Here is a 23,127-nt window from a genome sequence, read left to right on the forward strand (position 1 = left end):
GGTGTACCTCAGCTTCATTAACCTTAACTACCCAACGTTGTGTCTGAAAATCATCCCCGTCATAGGTAATTTTGGCTATCAGCTTTTGACCAGCATAAATCTCGTGGTTATAGAAGCTGATTTCTACTGATGTTAATTCTTCTGGGGCTATTGCTTGAGCCTGTGCTTCTATGTAGTTTTCCAGTTCTGCTTGTGCTTGCGCTTGAGAGTCAATATGAAGAAACTGGGAGGATTGGTGCTCAATAATTGCTTTGACCAAAGTTTGAGTCTCTCTTTTGTCTCCAGTGGGTTTTACACCCAGTGAGGCTGCGATTTTCTTGAGTTGGGAGAGCTTAAGTTCACGAAGGGCTTGCTGTGTATAGATTCGATGAGTCATAATGGAGATTCCTTTAATTAGGGTCAAAGGGCGATCGCAACTAGTTTTCTCAGGACTGGCGATCGCCTTTTGTTGTAATGAGTTCATCTTACCTATTAGCCGATTAATCGACAAGCCATTTAATCATTATAATTCTTGATGGCAAACGCAATTTTAGTCGATTAATTCTATAGGTGATTAATCGATTAATCGCTTAAATAACCATACACTTAAAGAAGTAATCGACAATAAGGGAGTAGGTCATGTTGGCAACCACTTTCATGAGAAAACAACCACCTCCCCCTAAATACACTGCAAGAGATGAAAGAAAGGCGGTACGAATGGCGAAAGTCAAGGTTAGGTGTCGTCTCCAGGATTTACTCGATCAACGAGAAATGACTCGTTCTGCTTTCTCTGAGGCGACTGGTTTAACTGCTGCTGCTGTAAGGGGGCTATGTGAAAATACTGCAAAACGAATTGATATTGATACTCTAAGTGCCTTATGTAGCTTTTTCAACAAAGATTGGCACGAATTGTTTGAGGTTGTGTCTAAAGAGGATTGGGAGGAATGACAACTGACGTTTACTGTCTTAAAAAGACTGTCACAGGTGGCTCCTATATTGGAGCAAAGCGCAGCATAAAAGTCAGATGGATAAAATATCGATGGTTTTTACTTCACATGCATGGTATGCCAAGCAACTGCAAGCTGACGCTCCCTTTGTATAGTCAGCCANGCTTCGAGTCNAAGTTGCTGGAGGAATACACACCCAACAGTTGCAACAAAAAGACCAACTCCACCGCATATAAACTAAATCCTCAACTTAAAAATATGATTGTCGCTTCGCGCTGCAACACAACCAAACCTTTCACTACTAACCGTCATTAAAGCGGCTTCACAAACAAGCGATCGCCTTTTATAAAGGTCGATCGCCAACGCTTGATTCCTCGCTTTCATAGAGGCTACAGAATTTTTGCACCCGGAAACAGGATTCACAATATTAGAGCCACAAGTTTTACAGACAGTAGTAGGTGGTGCAATGCGCTGCACATATAGGGCTGTACCAAGCGCTTTGACCAGAGCAAACAAAGTTCAGTAAGTTAGGCGAACAACTGCACCACTCGACTCAAACGCAGTGAAGTGCGCCTGACGGTGTGATTTTATAACCAGCACGCATACAGCAATTTGTTATGATGGCGGCATACCTGCAATGCCCCTACGAGTGTCCTGCCTCAAAAATCCACAGTCCGCAACAGGCGTGCGATCGCGCATTCTGATGCCTGCACCCGCCTGCATTGATGGGGTTAGTGGAATGAGCATAACTAACCTCGCAGATTTGTGTGGTACACAACAGCACACAATTACTCAACTACTGAACCGTTTAAGAGATTCTGACCCGAGCGAGCGAACTACCGGAATGCTTGAAACCCGTTTGCTGGTAATAATTGGAGGCTCCTGAGCGAATGATGCTCATGCATTGCTTGTTCTTGTTTGACGAACGGGAACCACTAAATAAAATATCTCAGACATATCTTATCTATTATGGATATTATCTATCCAAAGGCAGAAACGGAATTACACCGTTTGGAGGGATAGCGAGATGTTTAGAGACTGTAGAATCTTGGATGATTTGCCAATCCCACTGCAAAAGTACACAAATGTAGGAGTTTTTGTCTACTTCTGTCGTGGCATATTGTTTATGCCTACAATTCGAGTCATTCCTAGTGGTATTCCCAAAAATATCCTTGAATCTGATAAAGTTTTGCGTCAGACAAATGCTAAAACAATAAAACTATCTAGAGTCCCAAGTATTGGAGAATACATTATTTGGAGAAATCAAAACTTTCAAGTTAAAAAAGTTACTTTTATTACTGATAATTCTATTGATGCAGCTATTGAAATAGAATGGTGTGAAAGTTTATAGAACTTGTAACACTGTAGAAGTTAGTAGCGATAAAGTTTTTAAGGCTCCTCCCTTATATAGTTGATTTTGTTAATTCATGAGTAGATGTGCTTATAATCATTTGCTGCTGATGGTAAACTTGAGGTTGTCCTGTCACAAGTGACTATAGCAGATCCAAGGCTATCCTACAGAGAGCGATCGCCCCTTGCGGAACAAGCGACAAAATTGCCACGAGCGTAGGCTTAAGGGCGTTTTATTCTCCAAAAATTGAGTTATTGTGTATAAAAAAGCCCGCACCGCCACCCCTTTTTCGGGATTATTACGCTTGTTGATATGTATAAGGCGCTTGCCTGCATGTCTAATTGTTTTTGAACCCCAGTTTTCCCTACAACTGGAGAGCAATCGCCCCTTGAAGGCTACCGCCGCAGCAACACCGCACGTACAAACACACATCCAACCAAAAACAAACCCCTCACAGCCCAATCTGGAGGGGTAACAGAGATTCCACACCCGCAACCAAATATAAGCCCCTCACAGCCCAAAACTGGAGGGGTAACAAAGAAAGTGACACAAAAAGCGCCCTACATTTGTAAAAAGGGCGATTCTCTAGAACTACACCTGATTTATAGACATTTTGCTTGAATCTATCTGATGCTGACCCCACCTATGGGCATATAAAAAATGCCCTCTTGGGTTGAGAATTGAAGAAGGCAGAAGGCAGGAGGCAGAAGGCAGAAGGCTTTTTCGTGGGGGATTCAAACCCCCTCTAATTGAAGACCACGCTCATCTATGATTTAGTGGGGGTCTTAAACCCAGTTTGTGGCGGCTGTTGGGCATACCTTAAAACTTTTTTCTTCCCTTCTGCCCTCTGCCCTCTGCCTTCTGCCTTGCCCGAAGGGCAGATAATGAATACGGACGAGTCGTCAGTAGCGCGATCGCTCCTACCAACCACACGCGCCCCTCCCTCTCACACCCTCACATCCCCTCCACGACGCGCGTAGAGGAATGGGGAGGAGGGGGCGATTTAGAGTGCGATCGCACTTAAAGTGCGAGTACCGCGTAGCTTCAGATGCTAGAGTGAGTTACCAGATTCATCTGCCAAAATCATGACTACTGAAATTTACAAAGATTACATCATTGAAAGTGCCATCGATGATTCATTGAGAGCAACCTGGAAATGCAAAATTACAGATTCACGCTTGAGATTTTTTACTGAAGTCAAGGGATGCAATTCTAGGGAATCGGCTTTCACAGTAGCTCGTCAAATCATCGACGCTGAGGAACGTTCGCCTGGAAATACTGACTATCAAGACCCTAAAGAATATCCAGACTTTACTGGGTGAAAGCGCGATCGCAGCTTCACGTTTAATGAATAGTCTGTGGTTATGTTATTTCTAGTAGTTACCAGTATCATAACTATTTGGCTAACTCTGATTGAGTTAATTTTGGTTGACGTATCGTAATCGCGACTGAGCGGTTTTGGCGGTGAACCTCTGTCTACACCGCTATCTACACCATCGTATTGACCGCCGATGTTGCGGGCTATCCTTTTTCTGACACACCCTAGCAGGATTCCATGTGGTTCTCTAAAAATAATTACCTGTAAATATAGAAGGTGCTAGTTTGACGGCAGAGCTAGCAGGATTCCATGTGGTTCTCTAAAAATAATAACGAGCGCCGTCTTCTGGTGATCTGAGCCGCCAACGAGTAAACCCAATACACGGCGTTCGTTATTATCCCTGTTCTGTCACTTTCGGAAAACAATAATCGTAGCGAAACATTGGAACCTTTATCTAATCAAACTTTGAGCCTTTCTTTTCTAATAGAAACTAAAATTTCTAGCTAAAAGCTGAAAAGTAAAGCTCCGAAAGGCTTTCAGGAATTGGCTTTTCCCAGTTTGACATAAGAGGGTTATTTATGAGTAAGTGCTTATCAACTCGAAATCGATTTTCATACTACATTCACACTACAAAGATTTCGGGTTTATTGACAAAATTATTGCCCGATTGAGAATTACCCCCCTCTCTAAATATATAGAAAGTCATTTTTTAGGGGGGGGTCTATAGTATTTTTACTCACTGGTTTTTGAAACTAACTAGATTTCTCATTTGGCTTTGTAGCATGTAGTGAGGTGGCATCCGGAGGACATGGGACGCGTACGCTCGTTGCACCGCTTGGACTGCCCCAACTAGTAAATTGCCGCCGTCGTTGCCGCGATCGCGCACCAATGGCTATTGACCTGTGATTGGGGCGTATACCAACACATCACCCACGCGCTACAATCCCCTACGCTGAGTTGCGGAATTTCATGACGGCAACCAAATATAAGCCCCTCCACAAGCCATGTGGAGGGGTAACAAAGAAAGTGACACAAAAAGCGCCCTACATTTGTAAAAAGGGCGATTTTCTAGAACTACACCTGATTTATAGACATTTTGCTTGAATCTGTCTGATGCTATCCCTACCTATGGGTATATAAAATGCCTTGGGTTGAGAAGTTTCCGCATTCGCTTACACCAGATTACAGGTGCAAACACATGCACGCACAAAAAGCCCCTCACAGCGCATTCACAGAGGGGCTATTAAGCAAGGGGCGGGGCGGGCGATAAAGGGCGGTAGTGACGGAACAATAAAATCTGTCAAGCTGTCTTTTAGGCTACTTTAATATACTCTTGAAAGCATATGTATTTGAACGCATAATTATAAATGAACTGGGTTGTTGAATTTCATGAGGATTTTGAGCCTGAGTTTGACAATTTACCAGAGTCGGTGCAGGATGAATTGCTTGCCCATTCTGGTCTGTTAGAGACTTTTGGCCCTCAACTAGGGCGTCCACAAGTTGATACACTCAAAGGCTCTAAATATTCCAACATGAAAGAACTGCGGTTTGAAGCAGCAGATGGTGTGTGGCGTGTAGCGTTTGCTTTTGATCCAAAACGGCGTGCCATCTTATTAATAGCTGGTGACAAGTCTGGCATGAGTCAGACTCGTTTCTACAAGCAACTTATAAAAAAAGCTGACGCCCGGTTTAGTTCGCACTTAGCCCAGTTGGAGATTCAGCAAGAGGGAGAGTGAATTACCTATGGCGACAACTTTGAAAGAAAAATTAACTAAATTATCACCGGATCGTCAAAAAAAGATTGAAGCACGAACCGCAGAGCTTGTGTCTGAAGAAATGACCAGGCAAGAACTAAGGCAATCACTAAAATTTACTCAAGATCAAATAGCGCAAATTCTTCAGATCGATCAAGGGAATGTTTCTCGAATTGAGCAACGTACTGATTTAATGCTTTCTACTTTACGTAAGTATATTGAAGCTATGGGAGGCGAACTACAGATTGCTGTTAAACTCCCCAATGGTCAAATTGTTACTCTAGTAGGAATTTTTGAAACTGAAGAATCCTCACAAGACTCTTCTACATCTGAAACTCTAGTCAGTTGTTAGCTTATACGTTGTATGCGCTTGATATCCACAAGAATTAATAGATATGGGATAGGGGAAAGAACCGTGCGATCACAGCTTCACGTTTAATGAATAGTCTGTGGTTATGTTATTTCTAGTAGTTACCAACAATAACTACTTGGCTAGCTTTGATTGAATCAATTTTAGTTGCTGCGGCGATCGCACTTCATACGGGCGTATATTGCGCCCAAAGCGGTTGCCCGGTTGGCGGTTCACTTCTGTCTACACCGCGTCTACACCACCGTATTGAGTGCTGCCTGACTTGCCAACAAGTGCGTCAAGAGGTACCTTTTTTCTGACAAACCCAAGATCGCGTACGCTCATCAAACATCCCTTCTCTAGGTTGCTTCACCAGGTTAACAACCCTTTTTTTCTTTGACGTTTGGGATTGAGTCATTGGTGAATATGAACGATTTTTTTAAGTATTTGTACTTAAGATGATTGGGAACGTTTCATGACAAATTTAGCTGAAATAATCACATCGAATCACGTTTTAGCGCGTCAAATCCCAGCACTCAACAGAAAACTATAGTCACAGTAGTTACTCATTCTTACACGGTCGCAACGCACAATCACGCTTTGGCAACGCAACTATATTCCTTTTGTGTCACTCCGCATACACACTTGAGTAACGCACAACAACGTATAATAACGCAAAAATCCCTCGCCAAAATCATTTTTTTGACGCACAGTACGCCATATTCTCGCGAAAGTTTTTAAGGCAGATTTGGGTGAATTCCTTAAATAGCAGTCTCTAATTACTACAAAATACTACCAGTGGAAACATATACACCCGCTGACAACGCCACCACTGTCCCTATCCCTATCCGTGTCGATTTGATAAGGCACTGTCGAGGCATTAGTTTTTCGATTGGGGACGTATCACCACCGCTTCTCTAGGTTCACCAAAACTGCTTTTGAGCCTACTTTTGGCTAGTTCCTAACACGAAAAATACCACCTCGTTCTAAAGGTGGCATTTTGTGAATGGTGATGAGGAGAAAAGCACAGCAGGTGAAAGCACATCCATCGATTCCGGTTGCGACCGCCTTGGCAGAGATGGAATTTTCACACCTACTTACCTTGCGAGCGTGGGAGCAACTAGCGCTAAGTGCGACTTTTATTAGAATCAGGATGAAGGGGGCCTTTGCGCTCGTAGCCAAGATTAAGATCAACCATTTTAATATAATTAATGTGAGCAATCCAAACATCACAAATGCGTTCGCCCAGCTTGTAAGTATCCAAACTGGCAGGAAAATGAACCCCACCATTCCAAACAATAGGTATGCCCTCTTTTTGAAAGTGCTCAGTTAATTCCTGGTGAACAAAAGCCCCAGTCCCGCCACAAACAAGAACTTCATCCAATACGGCAATATTTCTAATCCAACGTACCAAAGCACGGCTGTACTCGCGGCGAACAACAGACACTGAATCAACAAACAGCTTTAAATCCGCCGCAATTTCTGAGTGCTTAGACTTGCGCGACAAGCTCGCAAGTGCTTGTAAATTGCCGCCACTTGCCGCTACCAAAGCTTCAAGTAGGAGTGGATCATCTTTGGACAAACCCACAGCAGTCAGTTGAGTGAACCTTTGTACAACCCAACTCATACCTAAATTATTGGATTCAGCCTGAGTTTGTCCGCCCTTCTCAATCAAGGTAAAACTGGCATTGCGATACCCAAGCATCAAAATACCAATCTTTTTTTGAGCGTAAAGCTCCCCTAAACTGGCTCGGCGGTAGCTTAAAATCCCAGAGCCTTCAGCAGACACATAAAAGTTCCGTAATTTGACCTTCAATTTCCTAGAAGGGGTAATAATTCCGGACTTAAGAGCCGTTGAAAACTGTTTTTTTAAAGTTTCAGCGTCTTTAATTTCCCCAGGCGGTAAGAGCAAATGTATAAAAGCATCAGCCTCATTGAAATTAAATTTCCGGCACGCTTGCCACAGTAGCGATGCCAGCTTGGGCAGAGCGTACCGATACTTCGACTCTCGTAGAGATGCCGTGCCAGCGAACATAGTTTTGGACAAGCTGCCCAAAACATAGTATTCACCAGCAATCCCCACCCACGCAGAATCAACAGCGTTGCGATCCACACTAATACCAGTTACAGATTCCTTCTCGACATCTGCCACCTGCGGACTCATCGTCATTAACTCTGGGATGCCTGATGGATAGACTTGTGCAATCGCTTTAGTTAGGCTACCACCCAAGTCACAAGTTATAGCCAGCTTATGAGAACTGGATTGATCAGTCATTTAAATCTCTCTTAAGTGCTTCATTTACTGCCACCATGTCCGCAGTCGGCTGAAAATTTAAATCCCAATCATCCTCGTCATCCGGGTGATCAACAACCTCACCAGAATTCACTTTCAAGGCGACCTCTTGAGTCTCGATTTTAGACAACACAATCGGATTGGGCAGTTTTGACGGCAGACTCTGTTTGGAGAGTCCACAAATTTGTGGAATAGCCAGAGCTTGAGCTTGTAACTGACTAGTAGCCCAAATAGCAGCTTCTTGTATCTGTTGTTGATTCTGTTTATGAGCAAGCATTGCCATTGGCAACCAATAAGCTCTCAAAGCCAACATGATCGCTTCAGTAGAACTCATACCTAAAGGATTAGAGTTGAGATAATTGATTAACTTGCCATCAAGACAATCAAGTGAACGCTTGAGAGAAATTCGTTCCATCTAAGTAATTAGTAAGTGATAATCATGACCAAGTAATGACGGACATTAATAGCCGTAAAAAACGACAATTAAGAACATAAAACCACAAAAAGCGCCCTTTTTCTGATTAATAGCAGAGAAATCTGTGAAATTACTGCGAATAAAAGCGGCTTGTCGGCGCTTTTTACCGCTAATTGTCACTCCGGAGTCAGCTTGCAGCTACCAAAAAAGGAGATTTGTCAGGTGTACCATGATGAAAGTGTACTCATTACACTTATACGCCTGAAGAGTGGTCGAAGATCATTCGGAGGGCGCACGAGGAACACAGAAGTTTTGTTCGCCCTTCGGGGGTTTGACACACTCGTTGAAATCGAGAAAAAATCAATGGTGGCTTTAGCAATTCTGCGCGTTGAGAAATTAAAATCTTTCGGTAATGTCAGCGGCAGTGAAAAACATACTGCCCGTTTACAAGATACCCCAAATGCCGATTCCACTAAAAAAAATATCAGGCTGATTGGCATGGAGGATGGCCCACCACTAGAAGAACTTGTGAAAACCAAGATCGCCAACGCCACTAAACACAAACCCCGCAAAGATGCTGTGCTGTGTAGTGATATTTTTCTCTCGGCATCACCAGAATATTTTCGCCCCGATTACCCATCAAAGGCCGGTGAGTGGGACAATCACCGGATGTTGGACTTTGCTAATGCTTCTCGCACTTGGTTGATTAACACTTATGGTGATAAATGCGTTAGGGCTGAGTTGCACTTGGATGAAGCTACTCCTCATATCCATGCTTATGTTGTTCCCATCAACGACAAGACCAAACAACTGAGTCACAAAGAAATGTTTGGGGGTGATGGTCGTGCTGCCAGTATCAAGTTGTCAAAGCTTCAAGATAGTTATGCTGTTGCCCTTGCACCTTTGGGCATCTCCCGAGGGGTTAAGGGCAGCAAGGCAACCCACACCAAAGTCAAGGAGTATTACCAAGCGGTTAACAGTGAACCACTCACCGCCATCTGGGAAAATAACCATTTAGCACCCACACCATTTGAATCAGCTAGGAATTACGTTGCTAGGATTCAGTCAGATGACCAATTCCAAGCGATTAACCACCAACTGGCTGACCGTAAGTTTATGGCACAACGATTAGAACGGGCTGAGCAACGGGCTAGAGATAGTGTACATGAGCGGCAGAAACTAGAAAAACGGGTGCAATTGTTGGAATCTCAGACTCTACAACTGCGCGACTTGCCCTTGGAGGATGTCGCTTGGGAGTTGGGGTTACATCACGATCGCGGAAAGTGGAGGGGTCACGGACACATTATTAATATAGATGGCTCCAAGTTTTACGACTTTGCACCCTCACAACACAAGAGTGGTGGCAGTGCGATTGACTTGGTGATGCACGTTAACCAGTGCAATCTCACTAGGGCAGTCGTCTGGTTGCATGAGCGATTTGGTGAAGCAGGGGCACAACGAGCAGCGATCGCCCACGCTCGAAAGATGACGACTGAGATTCTCCAGACTGAACCTCGTCCCCAATTCCAGCTACCAGTTGAGGATAAAGCAAAATGGTCAGCAGTTGCTAATTACCTGACCCATCAACGTGGCATACCCCAAGATTTTGTACAACTTCTACACAGCAAAGGTCTGGTTTATGCTGATGACCAACAAAACGCTGTGTTCGTGATGCGGAATCTCGACAACCAACCTAATGGTGCATTCTTGCGCGGAACACGAGGCGAGAACAACACATTTAAGGGCTACCAAAAACGAACCTCTAGACGTAATAGCTGGTTTCACTTCCAATTTGGTGGTCACAAGAATGCGACTGTAGAAAAAGTTGTGCTTTGTAAGTCGCCCATCGATGCTGTTTCCTTCGCCATGCTGGAACATCAGACTAGAGGAGATGTGCCACCAATCAGAACAATGTACATGGCTGTTGATGATCTTAAAAGTTTGCCCATAGAGGAATTACGGCGTATTCCTCATGTACAGGTGGCGTTTGGCAATGATTTGGCAGGAGGAGCAGCAGCAGGGCGTGTTTTAGAACTACTGCCACAGTCCAAGCCTCTCAATTGCACGGCTACTGATTGGAATCAGCAGCTACTCGATTATTGGCGGCAGTTACGGCAACAGCGTGGGCAGGAGGAGGATTTGAGTCTTTAAAGAGGCATGACAAAAGGTAATTGGTACAGCAACAATTCAGGCTCTAGTTACTGTTTGTGACTCTAAATAATCTAACCATTCGAGAATCCAATTCTTATGGGGAGAATCCGGTAGCATCTCAAGCGCCAACCTAAATAAAGCAGGAGAGATTTCCCCCGAATCCCATAAAACCCTTAGCACTTCACAATCATCGCACGCAGCTAACATCTCAGCAATTTGCGGTGCAATTCTGTTTTCTGATGCTCTTGTAGTACTGCTGATTACATCGGTTTTGGGTAATGACTCTGGCTGATTTTGCTGGTACAAACTCACATTAATATATAAAGATTCATTTGAGTTTGTACCAGGTTCTAGCGCTTGCTGGGGCTTGGTTTCGGCGAACTGACTTTTCTCGTTTGACCACCGAATTTTTAGAGCCGACCAAACGGCAGCTCGGTCGGGGTCGGTCGCCAGTTCTTCATCAAGCTTGTAGTATTTAATATTCTTTTCTTTCTTGATATAGGCTAGCCCCAGCCCTAACCTGCCTAGAATTCTATTGGCTAGTGCTATCGGGTGAGAATCCTTGGTAACGGTGATCCTTAGCGCAGTCTTAAGTAGCTTCCTAATGCCAAGAGCCTTTTGCAGAAATTTCTTGCCCTCTGGCGACGAGTTGCAATACTCTGCCTCTAGGTCTGTGGGGTTAATCCACTCCAACACGCTACTTTTAATAATTGCTTCAACTTTGGGGCCATAGGTTTTGATATCCGGCAGGAATGGTACACCCTTACTAAATTGCTTTAATTTGTGCCGCCATTCCTGCTCATCCTCATATTTAATCGCATCCTGGTTTAAGCACCACCAGTGGAGCTTTGTTTGATTGAGCCAGCGGCGATTGTCCTTGTATACTGCCTTGTAAAGAAAATCGGCTGTGAGTTCCACAGAAGGCAATTCTCGCTTTAAGAAAGCTTTTGTCGCTGCATAATCCTCATCAGCAGTCCGGGCTGGTTTGCGTTTAATTTCAATGGCCTCTTCAAAGGTAATGTCTTTGGCGATCGCGGTCCGAGTGGCATCATGGTGTTTGATTTCTTCCTTACCTTGCCGCACGGCATCTGCTGCGGCGGTTTTCTCCTGTGCTCCAAAGTCGTTAACCCTATGACCCTCATCAATTAATTCTTGCCGTAGTTGTACCGCTAACTGGGAGAGGGAATAATTTCGTCTAGCTACCTGCTGACAGTAAAGGTCAATGTGGGGATTATTCCAAGTGCCATTTTCCCCCATCATTCCCTGCAATACCTCAATTAAATGAGGCAATAATTCAGCGTCAGATTGTGCGTTTTCTGCTTTTTCCCTGGCTAGAGTTATAGCCAATTGAACTAACTGCGTTGATGTTTCGTAATAATTAAACAATTGGTGTTTGATTTCTGATGGCAGGTAAGACGTAGATTCGTTTTCGGTATTAAGCGCTCTGGCTTTACACCAAACAGTACGCGGTACTGCCGGCCTTACCCTGGCTAGCATCTGCCGTGCTTGAGATGGTTCTAGGTTGCCAAAGCACAGTCCAAAAACGTGAGCGAAGTATTCAATGTCAATAGAGCATCCCACGCCCAGTGATGGGGTGTAAATCAAGACTTTCGGCTGAAATTTTTGAATACTTTCATTGGGTCGTTTGACAAAATCTTTTCCAAAATCTGTCTGAGTAATCTTAGAATCAATCCTGATTAACCCTCCTTCTTGTTGCAAAAGCCAAGGAAATTTTCTTGTTAGATGTATAGACAAAGCTTCGGCTTCTTTCTGATTATCTAAAGTGATGGCAATCGGTCTACAATTTGGGTCGGCTAGCCAAGATTCTATCTGGCTTAAAATTACATCACGTTTGCCTGTATAAAAGTCAACTTCCCAAGGTTCGCCTTTGAAGTCATGGCTAACAATAAAGGGCGGGTATCCAGGCGCAATAGTTGTTAAATAATCAAGAGTTGTATCTGTTAAGTCGGCATCTGCCACTACAACCAAGCCACCATTGTCTAGGCATTCTCTTAATTTATGCTCAAGAGTATGAAGGATGAAAGACCGTCTGTCGCGGCAAGTTGAGCTAGTAACAACGTGATTTAGTCCTAGCTCTATTTCATCAATTACTACTAAGGTATTTGACCAATCACGACCAAAGATTTTACCCAAACTATCCCAACATAAACCAATTTCGCCAATGTTCTCTAGGATGGTAGCTGAGGAGAATTTCGCTCCCTCAAATTCCGTCTTGGCTTCAAGATCGGCGTCTTCAATCCAGGTAAACTCCCATCTAATCGCTTGCTCTCTACCAAGAGCGATACGGGCATTAATGCTTAAAAAGTTCATCCCTAAGCCCTTATGCCGTATACGCTCAATTTGTGGCTCTAAGGGTGTTTGATTGTCTTGAAGCTTTACAGCCTTACCAAGGATTTCTAATTGCTCTGAGGCTAGAATAGGCACTGATGGTTGAATAATTCTCTCTGACCAATACCCACAGCAATGGTTCTTGATTTGTTTGATTTGGTATGATTTTCCACTGCCTTTAGGTGCTTTTAAAGCCACAATTCCACTGACAGGAATTTGACCAACCAAGTCAGGTAAATACTTCTTCGACGGGTCACAAACTAAATCAACTGGGTAACTGAGAGTGTGTAATTTCTTTTGTACTTTTGCTACTCGTTCTTGATAGTCAAGTTGTGTCAAATTGCTAGCTTTTGTTCTGGTTTCTAATCCTCCCCACTTAACACAAAGTTCTTTGAATTCTGCCGGAGTCAAAAAACGAATTGATTCGTATCTTTCTGGCTGTAATTCGTCAATGTCGCCGAAAGTTTTATCGACCTGACCCCACCAAGCAATGCGGCAGGTGTAACCCAACTCCTCAAAAAATCTAAATTGCTGTTGCCAACGTTCGGGTACACCAGAACGATTGACCACATCCCCAGCGTCAACAGCAAAGGTGAGAAGCTTAGTTTGGTACTTGGCTGCAAGGTACTCTACAGCTGATGCCGATATTTCGGGACTAGTGTTAAACCGACCACTAGCAGCGCCAAGGACGGGAACACCCAAGCGATGACGAACCAGACTGGGCTTGATGGTTGTTCCTTCAGTTAGCCAAATTGAGTTAACCAAATTTTGACACAGTGGCTCAAAAATCCCCAGCGGTAATTCCCCATTTAAATGAGAAGTTGCCCCTTGTGGGTTTTTCTTTGTGGCACTAGTCAGCCATCTATAGCGTCCATCAGTAGAGTCGTGTAGACGCACTTGGCAACCAATTATCAACCCATCGAAGTTGTAGATCGGACATAAGATGCCGTCTCCAGGAACATTAAGAATTTGGTCGCTACCAAAACCGCTTGTCAATATCCCGGGTAAGTTTGTGGGGTAGCCAATTCCAACTTGATGAAATTGGCTAACGCTTTTGTAACAATCAAAGTCAATCTGCTCACTTGTAAAGCCACGCTCCAGCAGTTTTGAGCGATCGCCCTCGGTCAGTGTCAGCCTCGCCAATAATCGGCGATACCACCTGTCACGCTCGACTGCGCTCAGTTGCTGCGCTATTTGCTGCTGCTTGCGCCGCTGTTGTGCTGCCCTTAATTCCCGCCTCTGTTGTTCTCGCTCCTGTTTGGCTTGCTTGGAAAATGCTTCTGCCGAGGCTTTATACTGCCAGAGTCCAAAGCCCCAAACATCCTCACCTCTGTAAACGTAGCCAGTCGGGTTAGCCCCGGTGTCGCGGCAAAATACCAAGCCGGTATCATTGGACTGACGGCAACCTTTACTAACACCACCGCAGATGGGGCATTCGCCACGCCGAAATAGGGTAAAGCTGCTCATGCTGCCTCACCCCTTTTTTTAGCGTGATTATGCTGCTTTAAGTACTTGTCATGTTCGCTAATACTGTGGTCTTGTGCCATTTTGGTATCTCCGATGATGGTTTTTGTCCATCGGAGCTACCCACAATTAGGGCGCTTCTCTAGCGGTGCATTAACCAAGTGTTACGCTCAAGTAGACGCAGAATCTAAGATAAATGCCTTTGTTTCAAATAAAAAAGTTCTCAAGGGAAATAAATAACCCAGTAAAAGAAGAACTTTTTTCTGAAATCTTCACCACAGTCAAAGTTTTAGTCCATTGATACACTTGGTTAAAGCAAGAGCTAGCTTGGCCTCTATTCGCAAACACTGTAAATTGAAGTTGAAGTTTGATTTTACGGTTATTTGCCTGCCCTGATAGCAAAGAATGTGTCTGCGTGTGGGCAACTAGCCGATTTCTTAATGTGCGATTCGTTGGCTAGCCTGCGGATATCCACGAATGTAGAAAGCCAGCGATTGACGGCGATGAAGGTAAGGTAAAGCAGGTTGTAGCTGGAAAATTGAAGTGTTCACGGTTTTTCCTCCTGATCGGAGGCATCCAGCTGTTAAATTCTCCATAGATTTTTGCGGCTAATACGATTCGCATCGCGCTTTTAGTTCCGCTTTCAACAAGGAGTTGAGAGAATTTGTAGAGCCAGATGCCTTTTTGTCCAAAAAAAAGCATGTGAATCTCCCACCCCTGTGTGTTAACATATTGTCAACAGGGGTAGAGTCGTGAAATTTCGTTAGCTTCTAACAGTTTGGTGTATCTTTGACCTCCCAAGTCCTTTCAACACCAATACTGATGTACTAACGGCTCACCTGTGAATTATAACTAGTTAAATACTGCTTTGGTTGGTTTACCTCCTTTGTCGTAAACTGACGTAAGTTTTTGCAGAGATGTTGTGCCTAGATTAACATTTTTCTGCTATCTCTTCAAAGAAAAGTTGTTGATGAATTTATTTTGGCTAATACTGAGCGAAAAATTTCTTTTCAAATTGCCAGAATTCAAGTAGCAAGCGAATATTAGCCACTTTTATCTATTAAATTAAATATTAACTTCCCGTTCTTCCCTCTCTTAGTAAGTTATATGCAGCTAATAAGCTCTCTTTTCCGATAACTAAAAGTTCTGTTTAGTCACCCTTCACCTCGACCGTTGCCATTGCCAAATCGTCTATCAAGTCGCTCTAAAATTTCCTGAATACGTTGGTCACTACGAGCGATCGCCACTGTATTTTGAGCAATCAATTGCAAGCACTCGACTTGTGTTTGGCTTAGTGCTTGCATGGTGCGTTCGGTGCGTTCAGCTTGTGCTGCTGTTCTCTGTTGTTGTTCTTCGATTCTGGTTAGGGCCTCATCGTGGCGGTCAAGCTGTTGTTGCTGTCGCTCGGCTTGCCTTGTGCTGAAGGAGGCTAGTTGTTGATGAGCAATAGCTAGCTCGTTCAGGATTTGATTGTGGCTAGCCAGGATGGCTTCGATACTGTCGAGTCGGTTGTTTGGTGGTTGTTGGTTAGTCATCGATTTTTAAATCTAAATGGTGTATACTAACTCGTCCTCACCGATTTCAGTGAGAGTTTTTTCAGTAATGATGTCTGCCGCTACTGCTAGCTCAATAATGACTGCTGTGTCTGCAACAGACCAGTTTTTGATTTTGGCGATATCTTCTACTGATAGTGGTCTAGGATATTGTTTTTGTAATAGTTTGTGTAAACTTTTTAGCTTAAGTCCCAGTTGTTGGGCGGTTTCGATGTCAATCATTCTTCGGTGTCCTCGTTTGGGTTTAGGTGAAGAGTCATTTCATCAAATTTTTCGATTATTTGTAAATCAGTCATTCCAAAAATATTTATTCCCTTGCAGTGTAAATAAGCAATTTTCAGACCAAACTCGACCTGTAAATTTTCTGAACGACTAAATGCAGAAGCTAATTCACTTATAGCTAGTTTTACTTTTGGGTCTAGTCTATAGGTGATAACGCTTGATATTCTTTTACTTTTTGGTCGTCTTTTACGTGGTGTTTGGTCGGACACAATAAATACAGCTTGCATAATGGTTACTTAATAATTCTGCCTTTACAGATACACTACAGCAAGCAGTTAAAATAGTGCAACCAAAATAACATCACTAAATTTAATTGAATTGGTGTATTTCTATAAGATTTAGTGTAGCTAAAATGGTTGCACTATTTTTAGTTTGTTTGTACATTGATAACTATGAGCGCAAGACAACCTCGCCTCAACAATCCAAACAATCCAAAGCTTGAGAGTGGAAAAGGAACTCCCCACAGGTCACATAGGTGTACTGGCGCAAGTTCCGAAACTGCCGACTTGCAGACATGTCAACTTTAATTGGTCTGTGCAGATTCCCACAGGCGCAAGTTCCGAAACTGCCGACTTGCACAGCTATCAAAAAAGGCGATCGCCTTCAAGCTTACGAAAAAGCGATCGCCCCTCCAACCCATCAAAAAGGATTGAACTTATATCATGCCACGCAAAAGAAAATCAGAACAACCCCAAGACCAATTACAGCAAGCTATCGCGCAAGTATCTGATGAAGAGTATGTCCAAGAACAAACACCTAATATTCAAGACCAACTACCCGATACACAAGAAGATACGCCGGGGTCGCTCTTGGTTCAGGATGAAGCACCTATTCAACAGCAACAACCGCAGAGTGACCGGGAAGATATCAACCAGGAAGAGATAGAGTACAGTCCCCTGGTACGCAAGCTTGCAGCTATTGCATCTCAAGAAATAGCGCTAGCACGTGAAATTAGTGCTGCCAAGAATGAAGCAATAGTGGACATTTTGAGAAATGGCGATGAGCGCTTGCTTGAACGGATTGATGGAACGCTTAATTATCGCCGTCGCGAGTATTCAAAGGTAGTAGAAGATTTGGGAAAAGGGGATTTGTGGTAGTCCCCGGCGTCGCCACAACAGTACTTTGGCTAATTTTCTTTGCATTCGTTATTACCACATTTATTTTTGGCGTACGGATACACATGAACCGACAGCAGCAACAAACCGATAAGAATCAATTGCAAACTCAACAGCAGCAACCGCAACAAACTGAGACTCCTGAAGAACGACAAACACGAATTGAGCTAATTAAGCAGAGAGGATGGCAATGATGACATTAGAACAAGCATTAAAAGCTGATGAAATCACCGCTCAAGAGGCTTACGAAGATTTAGACAAACTTGCAAACCTACTGTACGAATTTCGACTTTTGAACCCACATACTTTTGAATTTTTCAATCAAAATTGTGTGAATCAAGCCACATTTAACAATGCTCTTGATGCTCTTTCTATAGCAGTAGATGAGGTAAATGAATTGGCGATAGAAACAGACCCACCTCTACCTACACCAGAACAAATATTGGAGATTAAAGAACGCAACAACCAAACCGTAAAACACGCTCGTAAGTGGACTTTGATTGACAATTTCTTGTTTGGAACTTTTTTCACTAGCCTAATTGGGGCGGGTATCGCTGCTACTGTTGCGATTGCTTCCTGGGGGTTAAACGAAATGGCGAAGGGCGGCGCTGATATCAGTGGTGGGAGAGTAAATTTCTCCAGAGTTGGTAATGCTGCTAATGGAGCTATTGCTGTGGGTTTAGCTGGTTTAGCTGGCTGTGCGGTAGCTGGACTTGGATTATCGATAGTTAAGGTGCGAAATGAAAATGGTTAATCCCACCCAACTGTCTCCAGATGCTGAGTATCGTATCAATGGTAAGTTCGGAACTTGGCGCTACTCCCACATTGTTAAAGGTTTGGTCAACGAGCGTTATGTATTTTGGCGTTTCACTTCAAAAAATCGACGCAAAACCATGTCTTTAAGCCGAGATTACGTAGAACGTTATGTATTTGTTGCGGAGTAAAAATGAAAACACCAACAAAAATTGAATACGCAGGCTATGTGATTGAAGTTACAAAAATCAAGTCTTTTTATTGTTACTACATACGTGGGCTTGATTTAGAAACTCACGAATCTGGTTTTGCCACTCCCAAGCAAGCACTACTTGCAGCCAAGACTTTTATCGATGGGGAAGACGATATTCCCTGGTAAACAAGAGTGCGATCGCGCTCCAAAACTGAAGTGCGATCGCCCCTTCTTTTCTTTCCCCGGGTAAATCTCCGCCGCAGAAAATAACGAAGACTACAAAAAATAATTATGCCATCAAATCGCAGCAACAAAAAAGGTGGATTAACAGGCTCAAAGCACTTTCAGACACCTGAAAACAGTGCATCCATAGCTCCATCATCACCAAACACTTCTACTACTTCCACGCTCCCACGCAGCAATAAAACAAATCAAGTTAGACGTTCTGCTAATAGCAATTCAGTAACAGGCACGGACGCCTTGGGCATCCTTGAACAAGCTAAATCATTTGCCTCTGGCTACGGCGTCCAACTAATAGATTTAGCTTCTGAAATGTCGGGAGATCCCTACTCTCCTTCTGGCACAATTCCCCAGATGGAAGGCGCTGAAGCTGCACAGAAGAAACTCATAATTGAAAAGCAAAATAATGCTCTAGAGGTACGCCTAGAAAGAACTAAACAGAAGCGTAAAATTGCTGGTATTTACAAAGAGGATCTGTCCCTGGTTGGAGACTTAGTTGATATTAGAAAAGTTGGTTTCGATGTTGCTAAAAAGTATGTTGGTTCCGAAATTTCTTACGTTGATTTTCAAACAGAGCAGTCCAAACTTGAAGAACATCAAGAATTACTCCAACAGCAGATTATCCGGACTGAAGGTGTTCGGTCTCTGACGCCAGGAATTCAAACTGAATGGGATTTGAAATTGCAAAAACAAACGCAATCCAACCAACGGCTACAAGAAGAGATTCAAAATACTGAATTAGCCGCACAGTCGAGACGCGAACAAATTCAAGCTTCAATGTTTTAGGGGTGTCAAATGTCAAAAATTCATTACTCCAAAGTTGGCAATTTTATCTCTGGTGCAGCGGGAATACTTAGCGCAGTTTCTGTTTACTCAGTCTTCAGCAGCCCCGATATTACGGTCAAGAATTTTGCGCTAGACCTTGCAATGATTTCTGGAGGAGTTTCAATATCTTCTTATATAGTCAGCAAAACATCGCAAGATTCGATTGATTATCAGGTTGAAAAAATTGTTGGTGAATATCAATCAAAATTGAATTCATCACAAAAAACCTTAGAAAATCTTTCAGCTAAAAATACTGAAGTCTCCAACTTAGTCAAAAAGCTTCAGGAAGAATTAAAAGAAAAGCAAGAGGTTGTGATTCAGTTGCAAAGTTTCACTCAGGCTTTCAAAGCACAGACTGAGAAAAAATTAAAAGAGCTAAACGCTAAGTTGAATACTGATGATACTCGGATCAAGGATTTTATTGCTGAATTGAAAAGAGCCTTTTGGCAATTGACCAGAGATAGAATAGCTTATGATTACGAGCGACTGGGTGACTTAATTACTAATAAATTGGAGCGCCAGGAATACGAAAATATCCACCCTCAACTCAGAGATTTTTATGACCAACTAAAGTCCAATCATAGATACCACTGTGAATTACTATCGAGCATCAATGAAATTGACACTGAGACTATCGATATAGCAAAACAGCTAATTGATATCTTCTTTAAAGTTTCTGATCAATGTGCAGCTTTAAAGGTTCGTCTACGCAATTTATTGAGCTTAGATGACCGACTGGCTCTTAATGAAGCGTTGGAAGAATTAGTAATCCGCCGCGATCCCAAGCAATTTATTCCAGCCGAAAAAGCGCGCTCTGCTTTAGATCAGCTTCATCAAGGCAACATGGAGGACATTCAAAAACTCAAGGATAGCTTTAATTTGAACAAATCTAGTTTTGAAGAACTCAAAGAGCAAGTTGCAGATTTACTCACTCTTATTGACAGCAAAAACCTTGAAATTAACGAACTCAAAGAGAAAGTACGAGTACTCAGTCTACCTCGTCAGTTCTATGGAGGGTCAAACATTCCCAACAGTGGAAACGCAATCATCAAGTATTACTACGAGCGATACGGCTATCATCTTGATGCAGTTCATTGGGAAGAAACTGAAACTGGCTACAAATTACTTTTCTCAATTCGCAAAAATCCAGGATTGACCATTGATGATGTCTATGCCGAAAATTCCAGGCAGCAACTAGCAGCCTTCACCAATGCATTAAAAGGAAAATTGCCAGAGTTTGATTTTAATTATCAGCATTGTATTGTCACGCTGAGCGTTGTCCTGCGACCTGCCGTCAAAAAAGACAAGTCCCGTGAAGAGATAGACAAGATTTGGGTTCCTGTAAATAGATTTGAATCTTACGTAAAAAACTGGGAGCGGGTGAGAATTACCGCAGGCTCTACTGGAGGCAAATCACCCACAGCCAAAAATCTTGCACTGGCAATCATGAAAGCCCGTCAAGGACAGGGGTCTATCCGGCTCTATGACCCTCAACACGGTTCCAAAAAGGATTACTGGGACATGCCCAAAGCAGGCACAAGCCATGAGGATAATGTCAAAGGTATGAAGGAGTTAGTAGAGGAACTTAACCGACGTACCAAATCGCCCGACGATCATCCTTTTATCCTTTATATTTTTGATGAGGTGGACTCAACTATTGCCCAAGAACGTGAAAACCAGGGATACTACCACTTTAGGGACTTGGTGACATACACGCTCAAGCAAGCATCGCACCAAAACCTTGGAGCAATCTTCATCGGGCAAGCATGTGACGCTAGCACTATACCAGGTATGAGTTGGAGCGACTGGAATAACGCGATACAGTTGCACATTGGGGCTAATGCAGGCACATGGCTAGACAAAGCCAAAACTATACCCAGCGATCAGAAGACCAAATTACTGGAGCAGTACGCCAAGATTCAAGAGTATTGCGATCGCCAAAACGAAGAACTAGGCTTAGACATTTTCACAGACGCTACAGCTTATAGGTTTGCTCTGGCAGTTCCTTTAACCGGATTGCCCAAGTTCATTCAGTTGCCTGACTTCGATACCTACGACTACTCTGACGTGATGAGTACAAATACTCAAAAAGCTTTTTTTTCTAAGAATTCAGAATGGGTAGAAATTCAACAACAAAATAGCGTTGTAGAGCCAAAAATACAGTGTCCTCATTGCGGTTCCGATGATATATACAAGAACGGCAAAACTACCAAAGGGGTTCAATATTATTCCTGTAATGACTGTGATAACACGCCGAAAAAGTGGACTGTAGAACAATCAACTAATAGTAATTAGGGAAAAATAGACTGACTGAAGACCGAGTGACACCTCTCAATCATCCCTCGCTCGTCACCCGACACAGGCTGAAACTCTTGATTTTACGTGGGTGATTTCACCCAGTGATTTACCTATGTGGGGGTGCGGGGGATTTGGGGGATTTCACCCAATTACTGTTATTTGAATTGTAAGTAAGCTTTTGATATAACTTCTATTAATTACTTATTTATTGTTAGTAAATAACGTTATTAATTACTATAAATAATTAACTGTTAGTAGATTATATTAAATACTTACACTCAATCAAGCTATTAATTAAACAGACAATAGTAGATGTTAGTTAAAACCATCAGCTATCGAGTCGATTTTATGATAAATATCAAAATTTTATCGGATATTTTATCCTAAATTTGGGATAAAACCTTGACTAACCCCGTGATTTTATCCTAATATTGGGATAATTAAGCCTAAAATAAGGATGAAAATATGGCTGAAAAAACAACTCAAAATCCAACCCTCTTGGTAAGTGCCGATCATGGTAACAGAAAGAGAAAACAGAAAGTTACTCGCATAGGTGTAGGTGAAAAAACCAAAATCAAGGTATCAGATAGTGGGTTGCAGTTTACTCGTGAAGGGTTTGAAATCGACCCTGCACAAAGTGATGTGTTTTACTGCAAACATTCCACATCTAAAACATGGCGTGATAAATGTTGGTACGAAACTTCTAAAGGATTACACCCATACGATTTAAACGGTAGTGAGTTGTGTTTTGGTGATACTGGTAAAAGTGTGATGGCATTACCTCTGTTAATCTCTGGAATATGGGACGAAATAAAAGATGGGGATGTGGTAGCACTAAACGCGAGTGTACAAAACATTCACACTAACCGCTCACCAATGACAGCAGAGTTGGAAGGAACTCACACTATTATCTGCAATGGTAAAGTCAAGCGAATAACTATCCTAAAGCCTGATATTTACACTGAAGGAGTTGGAGCGCTTCTAGTCCAAAAGCCTAAACGCGATGATGTCTCTATGCTTTTAGACTTGGGAGGGGACACGGTAATCGTTTCATTCTTTGATGGCGTCAAGTTACGTGGTAATGTCACTGTCACCCCTGGACTAGGAGTTAATCAATTAATCGCGTACGTTCGAGACCTACCAGAAGTCAACACTATATTAGGTCGTTGTCCCTACAACAATGATGAAGCTTTAGAAATTATTGAAGGTAGAACAGAGAAAGATTTTACCCAAGCAATTGAAAAAGCGGTTGTTTGTTGGATTGACCGGATTAAAACAGCAGTGTTAAACACTCTTAGCTTTGAGATGCACTCCTCTAATAACCGCTATGCCATTGGGGGAGGGGCGGATATCAAAGGAGTTGAAAAAGCGCTTAAAGCTTTAAAAATTGATGTAATACCATCACCTCAGATGGCTAACGTTACTGGATTACATGACAAACTACTTAACCAGTACGGTTTAACTCCTGTTAAAACTACCAAGAAGGCTAAAGCATAGG

25 protein-coding genes and 1 pseudogene are annotated in these 23,127 nt (G+C 42.8%); 17 read left to right on the plus strand and 9 right to left on the minus strand.

Annotation, left to right across the window (positions count from 1 at the left end):
• A pseudogene (locus FIS9605_RS0100415) lies at positions 1–463 on the minus strand (hypothetical protein); the annotation flags it as partial.
• A 155-nt stretch (positions 464–618) separates the two neighbouring features.
• Here FIS9605_RS0100415 and FIS9605_RS0100420 point away from each other — a divergent pair.
• Positions 619–927 carry a helix-turn-helix domain-containing protein gene (locus tag FIS9605_RS0100420; RefSeq protein WP_051469888.1) on the plus strand — a complete coding sequence of 103 codons (309 nt, stop codon included), beginning with the start codon at positions 619–621 and terminating at the stop codon, positions 925–927.
• Between the two features lie 236 nt (positions 928–1,163).
• On the opposite strand, the gene FIS9605_RS46510 is transcribed toward FIS9605_RS0100420, so the two are convergent.
• Positions 1,164–1,310, minus strand: a complete 147-nt coding sequence (locus FIS9605_RS46510; protein ID WP_155960311.1) for a hypothetical protein — start codon at positions 1,308–1,310, stop codon at positions 1,164–1,166.
• A gap of 253 nt (positions 1,311–1,563) precedes the next feature.
• Between FIS9605_RS46510 and FIS9605_RS42180 the strand changes: the two genes are divergently transcribed.
• Together FIS9605_RS42180 and FIS9605_RS0100425 are read left to right on the plus strand one after the other, a co-directional pair.
• Entirely contained in the window at positions 1,564–1,812 is a 249-nt protein-coding gene (locus FIS9605_RS42180) for a hypothetical protein (RefSeq protein ID WP_155960312.1), read from the plus strand.
• 141 nt (positions 1,813–1,953) lie between these two features.
• The gene (locus tag FIS9605_RS0100425) at positions 1,954–2,277 is read left to right on the plus strand and encodes a hypothetical protein (RefSeq protein ID WP_026730809.1); all 324 of its coding nucleotides are present in this window, start codon (positions 1,954–1,956) and stop codon (positions 2,275–2,277) included.
• 159 nt (positions 2,278–2,436) lie between these two features.
• On the opposite strand, the gene FIS9605_RS42185 is transcribed toward FIS9605_RS0100425, so the two are convergent.
• Positions 2,437–2,709, minus strand: coding sequence for a hypothetical protein (locus FIS9605_RS42185; protein WP_155960314.1), 273 nt, complete (start codon positions 2,707–2,709; stop codon positions 2,437–2,439).
• A 653-nt stretch (positions 2,710–3,362) separates the two neighbouring features.
• Between FIS9605_RS42185 and FIS9605_RS0100430 the strand changes: the two genes are divergently transcribed.
• The 4 genes from FIS9605_RS0100430 (at position 3,363) to FIS9605_RS42190 (ending at position 6,018) form a co-directional block, all read left to right on the plus strand.
• Positions 3,363–3,599 (plus strand): hypothetical protein, encoded by a 237-nt coding sequence (locus FIS9605_RS0100430; protein ID WP_026730810.1) that lies wholly within the window; start codon positions 3,363–3,365, stop codon positions 3,597–3,599.
• Positions 3,600–4,962: 1,363 nt separating this feature from the next.
• The gene (locus FIS9605_RS0100435; RefSeq protein ID WP_026730820.1) at positions 4,963–5,331 is read left to right on the plus strand and encodes a type II toxin-antitoxin system RelE/ParE family toxin; all 369 of its coding nucleotides are present in this window, start codon (positions 4,963–4,965) and stop codon (positions 5,329–5,331) included.
• A gap of 7 nt (positions 5,332–5,338) precedes the next feature.
• Complete coding sequence (locus FIS9605_RS0100440; RefSeq protein WP_026730821.1) at positions 5,339–5,701, plus strand: XRE family transcriptional regulator; 363 nt, start codon at positions 5,339–5,341, stop codon at positions 5,699–5,701.
• A gap of 146 nt (positions 5,702–5,847) precedes the next feature.
• Positions 5,848–6,018, plus strand: a complete 171-nt coding sequence (locus FIS9605_RS42190) for a hypothetical protein (RefSeq protein ID WP_155960319.1) — start codon at positions 5,848–5,850, stop codon at positions 6,016–6,018.
• 806 nt (positions 6,019–6,824) lie between these two features.
• On the opposite strand, the gene FIS9605_RS0100445 is transcribed toward FIS9605_RS42190, so the two are convergent.
• Entirely contained in the window at positions 6,825–7,973 is a 1,149-nt protein-coding gene (locus FIS9605_RS0100445) for a ParM/StbA family protein (protein ID WP_026730822.1), read from the minus strand.
• Complete coding sequence (locus FIS9605_RS0100450; protein ID WP_026730823.1) at positions 7,966–8,406, minus strand: hypothetical protein; 441 nt, start codon at positions 8,404–8,406, stop codon at positions 7,966–7,968. Before FIS9605_RS0100450 ends, FIS9605_RS0100445 begins: the two co-directional genes overlap by 8 nt.
• Positions 8,407–8,769: 363 nt before the next feature.
• On the opposite strand from FIS9605_RS0100450, the gene mobV reads away from it, so the two are divergent.
• A complete protein-coding gene (mobV, locus tag FIS9605_RS0100460) occupies positions 8,770–10,557 on the plus strand; it encodes a MobV family relaxase (protein ID WP_026730824.1) in 1,788 nt (595 codons plus the stop codon).
• Positions 10,558–10,593: 36 nt separating this feature from the next.
• Here the strand turns inward: mobV and FIS9605_RS0100465 are convergent, their stop codons facing one another.
• The 4 genes from FIS9605_RS0100465 to FIS9605_RS0100490 all read right to left on the minus strand — a co-directional run bounded on the left by FIS9605_RS0100465 (position 10,594) and on the right by FIS9605_RS0100490 (position 16,432).
• Positions 10,594–14,373 carry a plasmid replication protein, CyRepA1 family gene (locus tag FIS9605_RS0100465; protein ID WP_026730825.1) on the minus strand — a complete coding sequence of 1,260 codons (3,780 nt, stop codon included), beginning with the start codon at positions 14,371–14,373 and terminating at the stop codon, positions 10,594–10,596.
• Positions 14,374–15,524: 1,151 nt separating this feature from the next.
• Positions 15,525–15,905, minus strand: coding sequence for a hypothetical protein (locus FIS9605_RS0100480; protein WP_026730827.1), 381 nt, complete (start codon positions 15,903–15,905; stop codon positions 15,525–15,527).
• Between the two features lie 12 nt (positions 15,906–15,917).
• Positions 15,918–16,145 (minus strand): hypothetical protein, encoded by a 228-nt coding sequence (locus FIS9605_RS0100485; RefSeq protein ID WP_026730828.1) that lies wholly within the window; start codon positions 16,143–16,145, stop codon positions 15,918–15,920.
• Positions 16,142–16,432 carry a hypothetical protein gene (locus FIS9605_RS0100490; RefSeq protein WP_026730829.1) on the minus strand — a complete coding sequence of 97 codons (291 nt, stop codon included), beginning with the start codon at positions 16,430–16,432 and terminating at the stop codon, positions 16,142–16,144. The genes FIS9605_RS0100485 and FIS9605_RS0100490 overlap by 4 nt, the downstream gene beginning before the upstream one ends.
• A gap of 287 nt (positions 16,433–16,719) precedes the next feature.
• Between FIS9605_RS0100490 and FIS9605_RS42195 the strand changes: the two genes are divergently transcribed.
• The 9 genes from FIS9605_RS42195 (at position 16,720) to FIS9605_RS0100530 (ending at position 23,126) form a co-directional block, all read left to right on the plus strand.
• The gene (locus tag FIS9605_RS42195) at positions 16,720–16,935 is read left to right on the plus strand and encodes a hypothetical protein (RefSeq protein WP_155960320.1); all 216 of its coding nucleotides are present in this window, start codon (positions 16,720–16,722) and stop codon (positions 16,933–16,935) included.
• On the plus strand, positions 16,868–17,302 hold the full coding sequence (locus tag FIS9605_RS0100495; protein ID WP_026730830.1) for a hypothetical protein: 435 nt from the start codon (positions 16,868–16,870) through the stop codon (positions 17,300–17,302). Before FIS9605_RS42195 ends, FIS9605_RS0100495 begins: the two co-directional genes overlap by 68 nt.
• Positions 17,296–17,514, plus strand: coding sequence for a hypothetical protein (locus FIS9605_RS0100500; RefSeq protein ID WP_026730831.1), 219 nt, complete (start codon positions 17,296–17,298; stop codon positions 17,512–17,514). Before FIS9605_RS0100495 ends, FIS9605_RS0100500 begins: the two co-directional genes overlap by 7 nt.
• Entirely contained in the window at positions 17,511–18,074 is a 564-nt protein-coding gene (locus FIS9605_RS0100505) for a hypothetical protein (RefSeq protein WP_155960321.1), read from the plus strand. Before FIS9605_RS0100500 ends, FIS9605_RS0100505 begins: the two co-directional genes overlap by 4 nt.
• On the plus strand, positions 18,067–18,264 hold the full coding sequence (locus FIS9605_RS0100510) for a hypothetical protein (RefSeq protein ID WP_155960322.1): 198 nt from the start codon (positions 18,067–18,069) through the stop codon (positions 18,262–18,264). The genes FIS9605_RS0100505 and FIS9605_RS0100510 overlap by 8 nt, the downstream gene beginning before the upstream one ends.
• A 2-nt stretch (positions 18,265–18,266) precedes the next feature.
• Positions 18,267–18,452, plus strand: coding sequence for a hypothetical protein (locus tag FIS9605_RS0100515; protein ID WP_026730834.1), 186 nt, complete (start codon positions 18,267–18,269; stop codon positions 18,450–18,452).
• A 105-nt stretch (positions 18,453–18,557) separates the two neighbouring features.
• Entirely contained in the window at positions 18,558–19,292 is a 735-nt protein-coding gene (locus tag FIS9605_RS0100520) for a hypothetical protein (RefSeq protein WP_026730835.1), read from the plus strand.
• Between the two features lie 9 nt (positions 19,293–19,301).
• Positions 19,302–21,626: an IS1/IS1595 family N-terminal zinc-binding domain-containing protein gene (locus FIS9605_RS0100525; protein ID WP_026730836.1), complete on the plus strand. Its 2,325-nt coding sequence runs from the start codon at positions 19,302–19,304 to the stop codon at positions 21,624–21,626.
• Positions 21,627–22,094: 468 nt separating this feature from the next.
• Entirely contained in the window at positions 22,095–23,126 is a 1,032-nt protein-coding gene (locus FIS9605_RS0100530; RefSeq protein ID WP_026730837.1) for a ParM/StbA family protein, read from the plus strand.
• Position 23,127: the final 1 nt, after the last annotated feature.

The sequence above is a fragment of the Fischerella sp. PCC 9605 genome, from assembly GCF_000517105.1.
Classification (GTDB): Bacteria; Cyanobacteriota; Cyanobacteriia; order Cyanobacteriales; family Nostocaceae; genus PCC9605.

Bases quoted from the DNA above. Each gene is read 5' to 3' on its own strand.
- FIS9605_RS0100420 (WP_051469888.1), top strand. From the start codon at position 619: ATGTTGGCAACCACTTTCATGAGAAAACAACCACCTCCCCCTAAATAC.
- mobV (WP_026730824.1), top strand. From the start codon at position 8,770: ATGGTGGCTTTAGCAATTCTGCGCGTTGAGAAATTAAAATCTTTCGGT.
- FIS9605_RS0100425 (WP_026730809.1), top strand. From the start codon at position 1,954: ATGTTTAGAGACTGTAGAATCTTGGATGATTTGCCAATCCCACTGCAA.
- FIS9605_RS0100515 (WP_026730834.1), top strand. From the start codon at position 18,267: ATGAAAACACCAACAAAAATTGAATACGCAGGCTATGTGATTGAAGTT.
- FIS9605_RS42195 (WP_155960320.1), top strand. From the start codon at position 16,720: ATGTCAACTTTAATTGGTCTGTGCAGATTCCCACAGGCGCAAGTTCCG.
- FIS9605_RS0100465 (WP_026730825.1), bottom strand. From the start codon at position 14,373: ATGAGCAGCTTTACCCTATTTCGGCGTGGCGAATGCCCCATCTGCGGT.
- FIS9605_RS0100505 (WP_155960321.1), top strand. From the start codon at position 17,511: ATGATGACATTAGAACAAGCATTAAAAGCTGATGAAATCACCGCTCAA.
- FIS9605_RS0100440 (WP_026730821.1), top strand. From the start codon at position 5,339: ATGGCGACAACTTTGAAAGAAAAATTAACTAAATTATCACCGGATCGT.
- FIS9605_RS46510 (WP_155960311.1), bottom strand. From the start codon at position 1,310: ATGAAAGCGAGGAATCAAGCGTTGGCGATCGACCTTTATAAAAGGCGA.
- FIS9605_RS0100485 (WP_026730828.1), bottom strand. From the start codon at position 16,145: ATGATTGACATCGAAACCGCCCAACAACTGGGACTTAAGCTAAAAAGT.
- FIS9605_RS0100520 (WP_026730835.1), top strand. From the start codon at position 18,558: ATGCCATCAAATCGCAGCAACAAAAAAGGTGGATTAACAGGCTCAAAG.
- FIS9605_RS42180 (WP_155960312.1), top strand. From the start codon at position 1,564: ATGCCCCTACGAGTGTCCTGCCTCAAAAATCCACAGTCCGCAACAGGC.
- FIS9605_RS0100490 (WP_026730829.1), bottom strand. From the start codon at position 16,432: ATGCAAGCTGTATTTATTGTGTCCGACCAAACACCACGTAAAAGACGA.
- FIS9605_RS0100450 (WP_026730823.1), bottom strand. From the start codon at position 8,406: ATGGAACGAATTTCTCTCAAGCGTTCACTTGATTGTCTTGATGGCAAG.
- FIS9605_RS0100445 (WP_026730822.1), bottom strand. From the start codon at position 7,973: ATGACTGATCAATCCAGTTCTCATAAGCTGGCTATAACTTGTGACTTG.
- FIS9605_RS0100435 (WP_026730820.1), top strand. From the start codon at position 4,963: ATGAACTGGGTTGTTGAATTTCATGAGGATTTTGAGCCTGAGTTTGAC.
- FIS9605_RS0100480 (WP_026730827.1), bottom strand. From the start codon at position 15,905: ATGACTAACCAACAACCACCAAACAACCGACTCGACAGTATCGAAGCC.
- FIS9605_RS0100510 (WP_155960322.1), top strand. From the start codon at position 18,067: ATGGTTAATCCCACCCAACTGTCTCCAGATGCTGAGTATCGTATCAAT.
- FIS9605_RS0100530 (WP_026730837.1), top strand. From the start codon at position 22,095: ATGGCTGAAAAAACAACTCAAAATCCAACCCTCTTGGTAAGTGCCGAT.
- FIS9605_RS0100525 (WP_026730836.1), top strand. From the start codon at position 19,302: ATGTCAAAAATTCATTACTCCAAAGTTGGCAATTTTATCTCTGGTGCA.
- FIS9605_RS0100430 (WP_026730810.1), top strand. From the start codon at position 3,363: ATGACTACTGAAATTTACAAAGATTACATCATTGAAAGTGCCATCGAT.
- FIS9605_RS42185 (WP_155960314.1), bottom strand. From the start codon at position 2,709: ATGTGTGTTTGTACGTGCGGTGTTGCTGCGGCGGTAGCCTTCAAGGGG.
- FIS9605_RS0100495 (WP_026730830.1), top strand. From the start codon at position 16,868: ATGCCACGCAAAAGAAAATCAGAACAACCCCAAGACCAATTACAGCAA.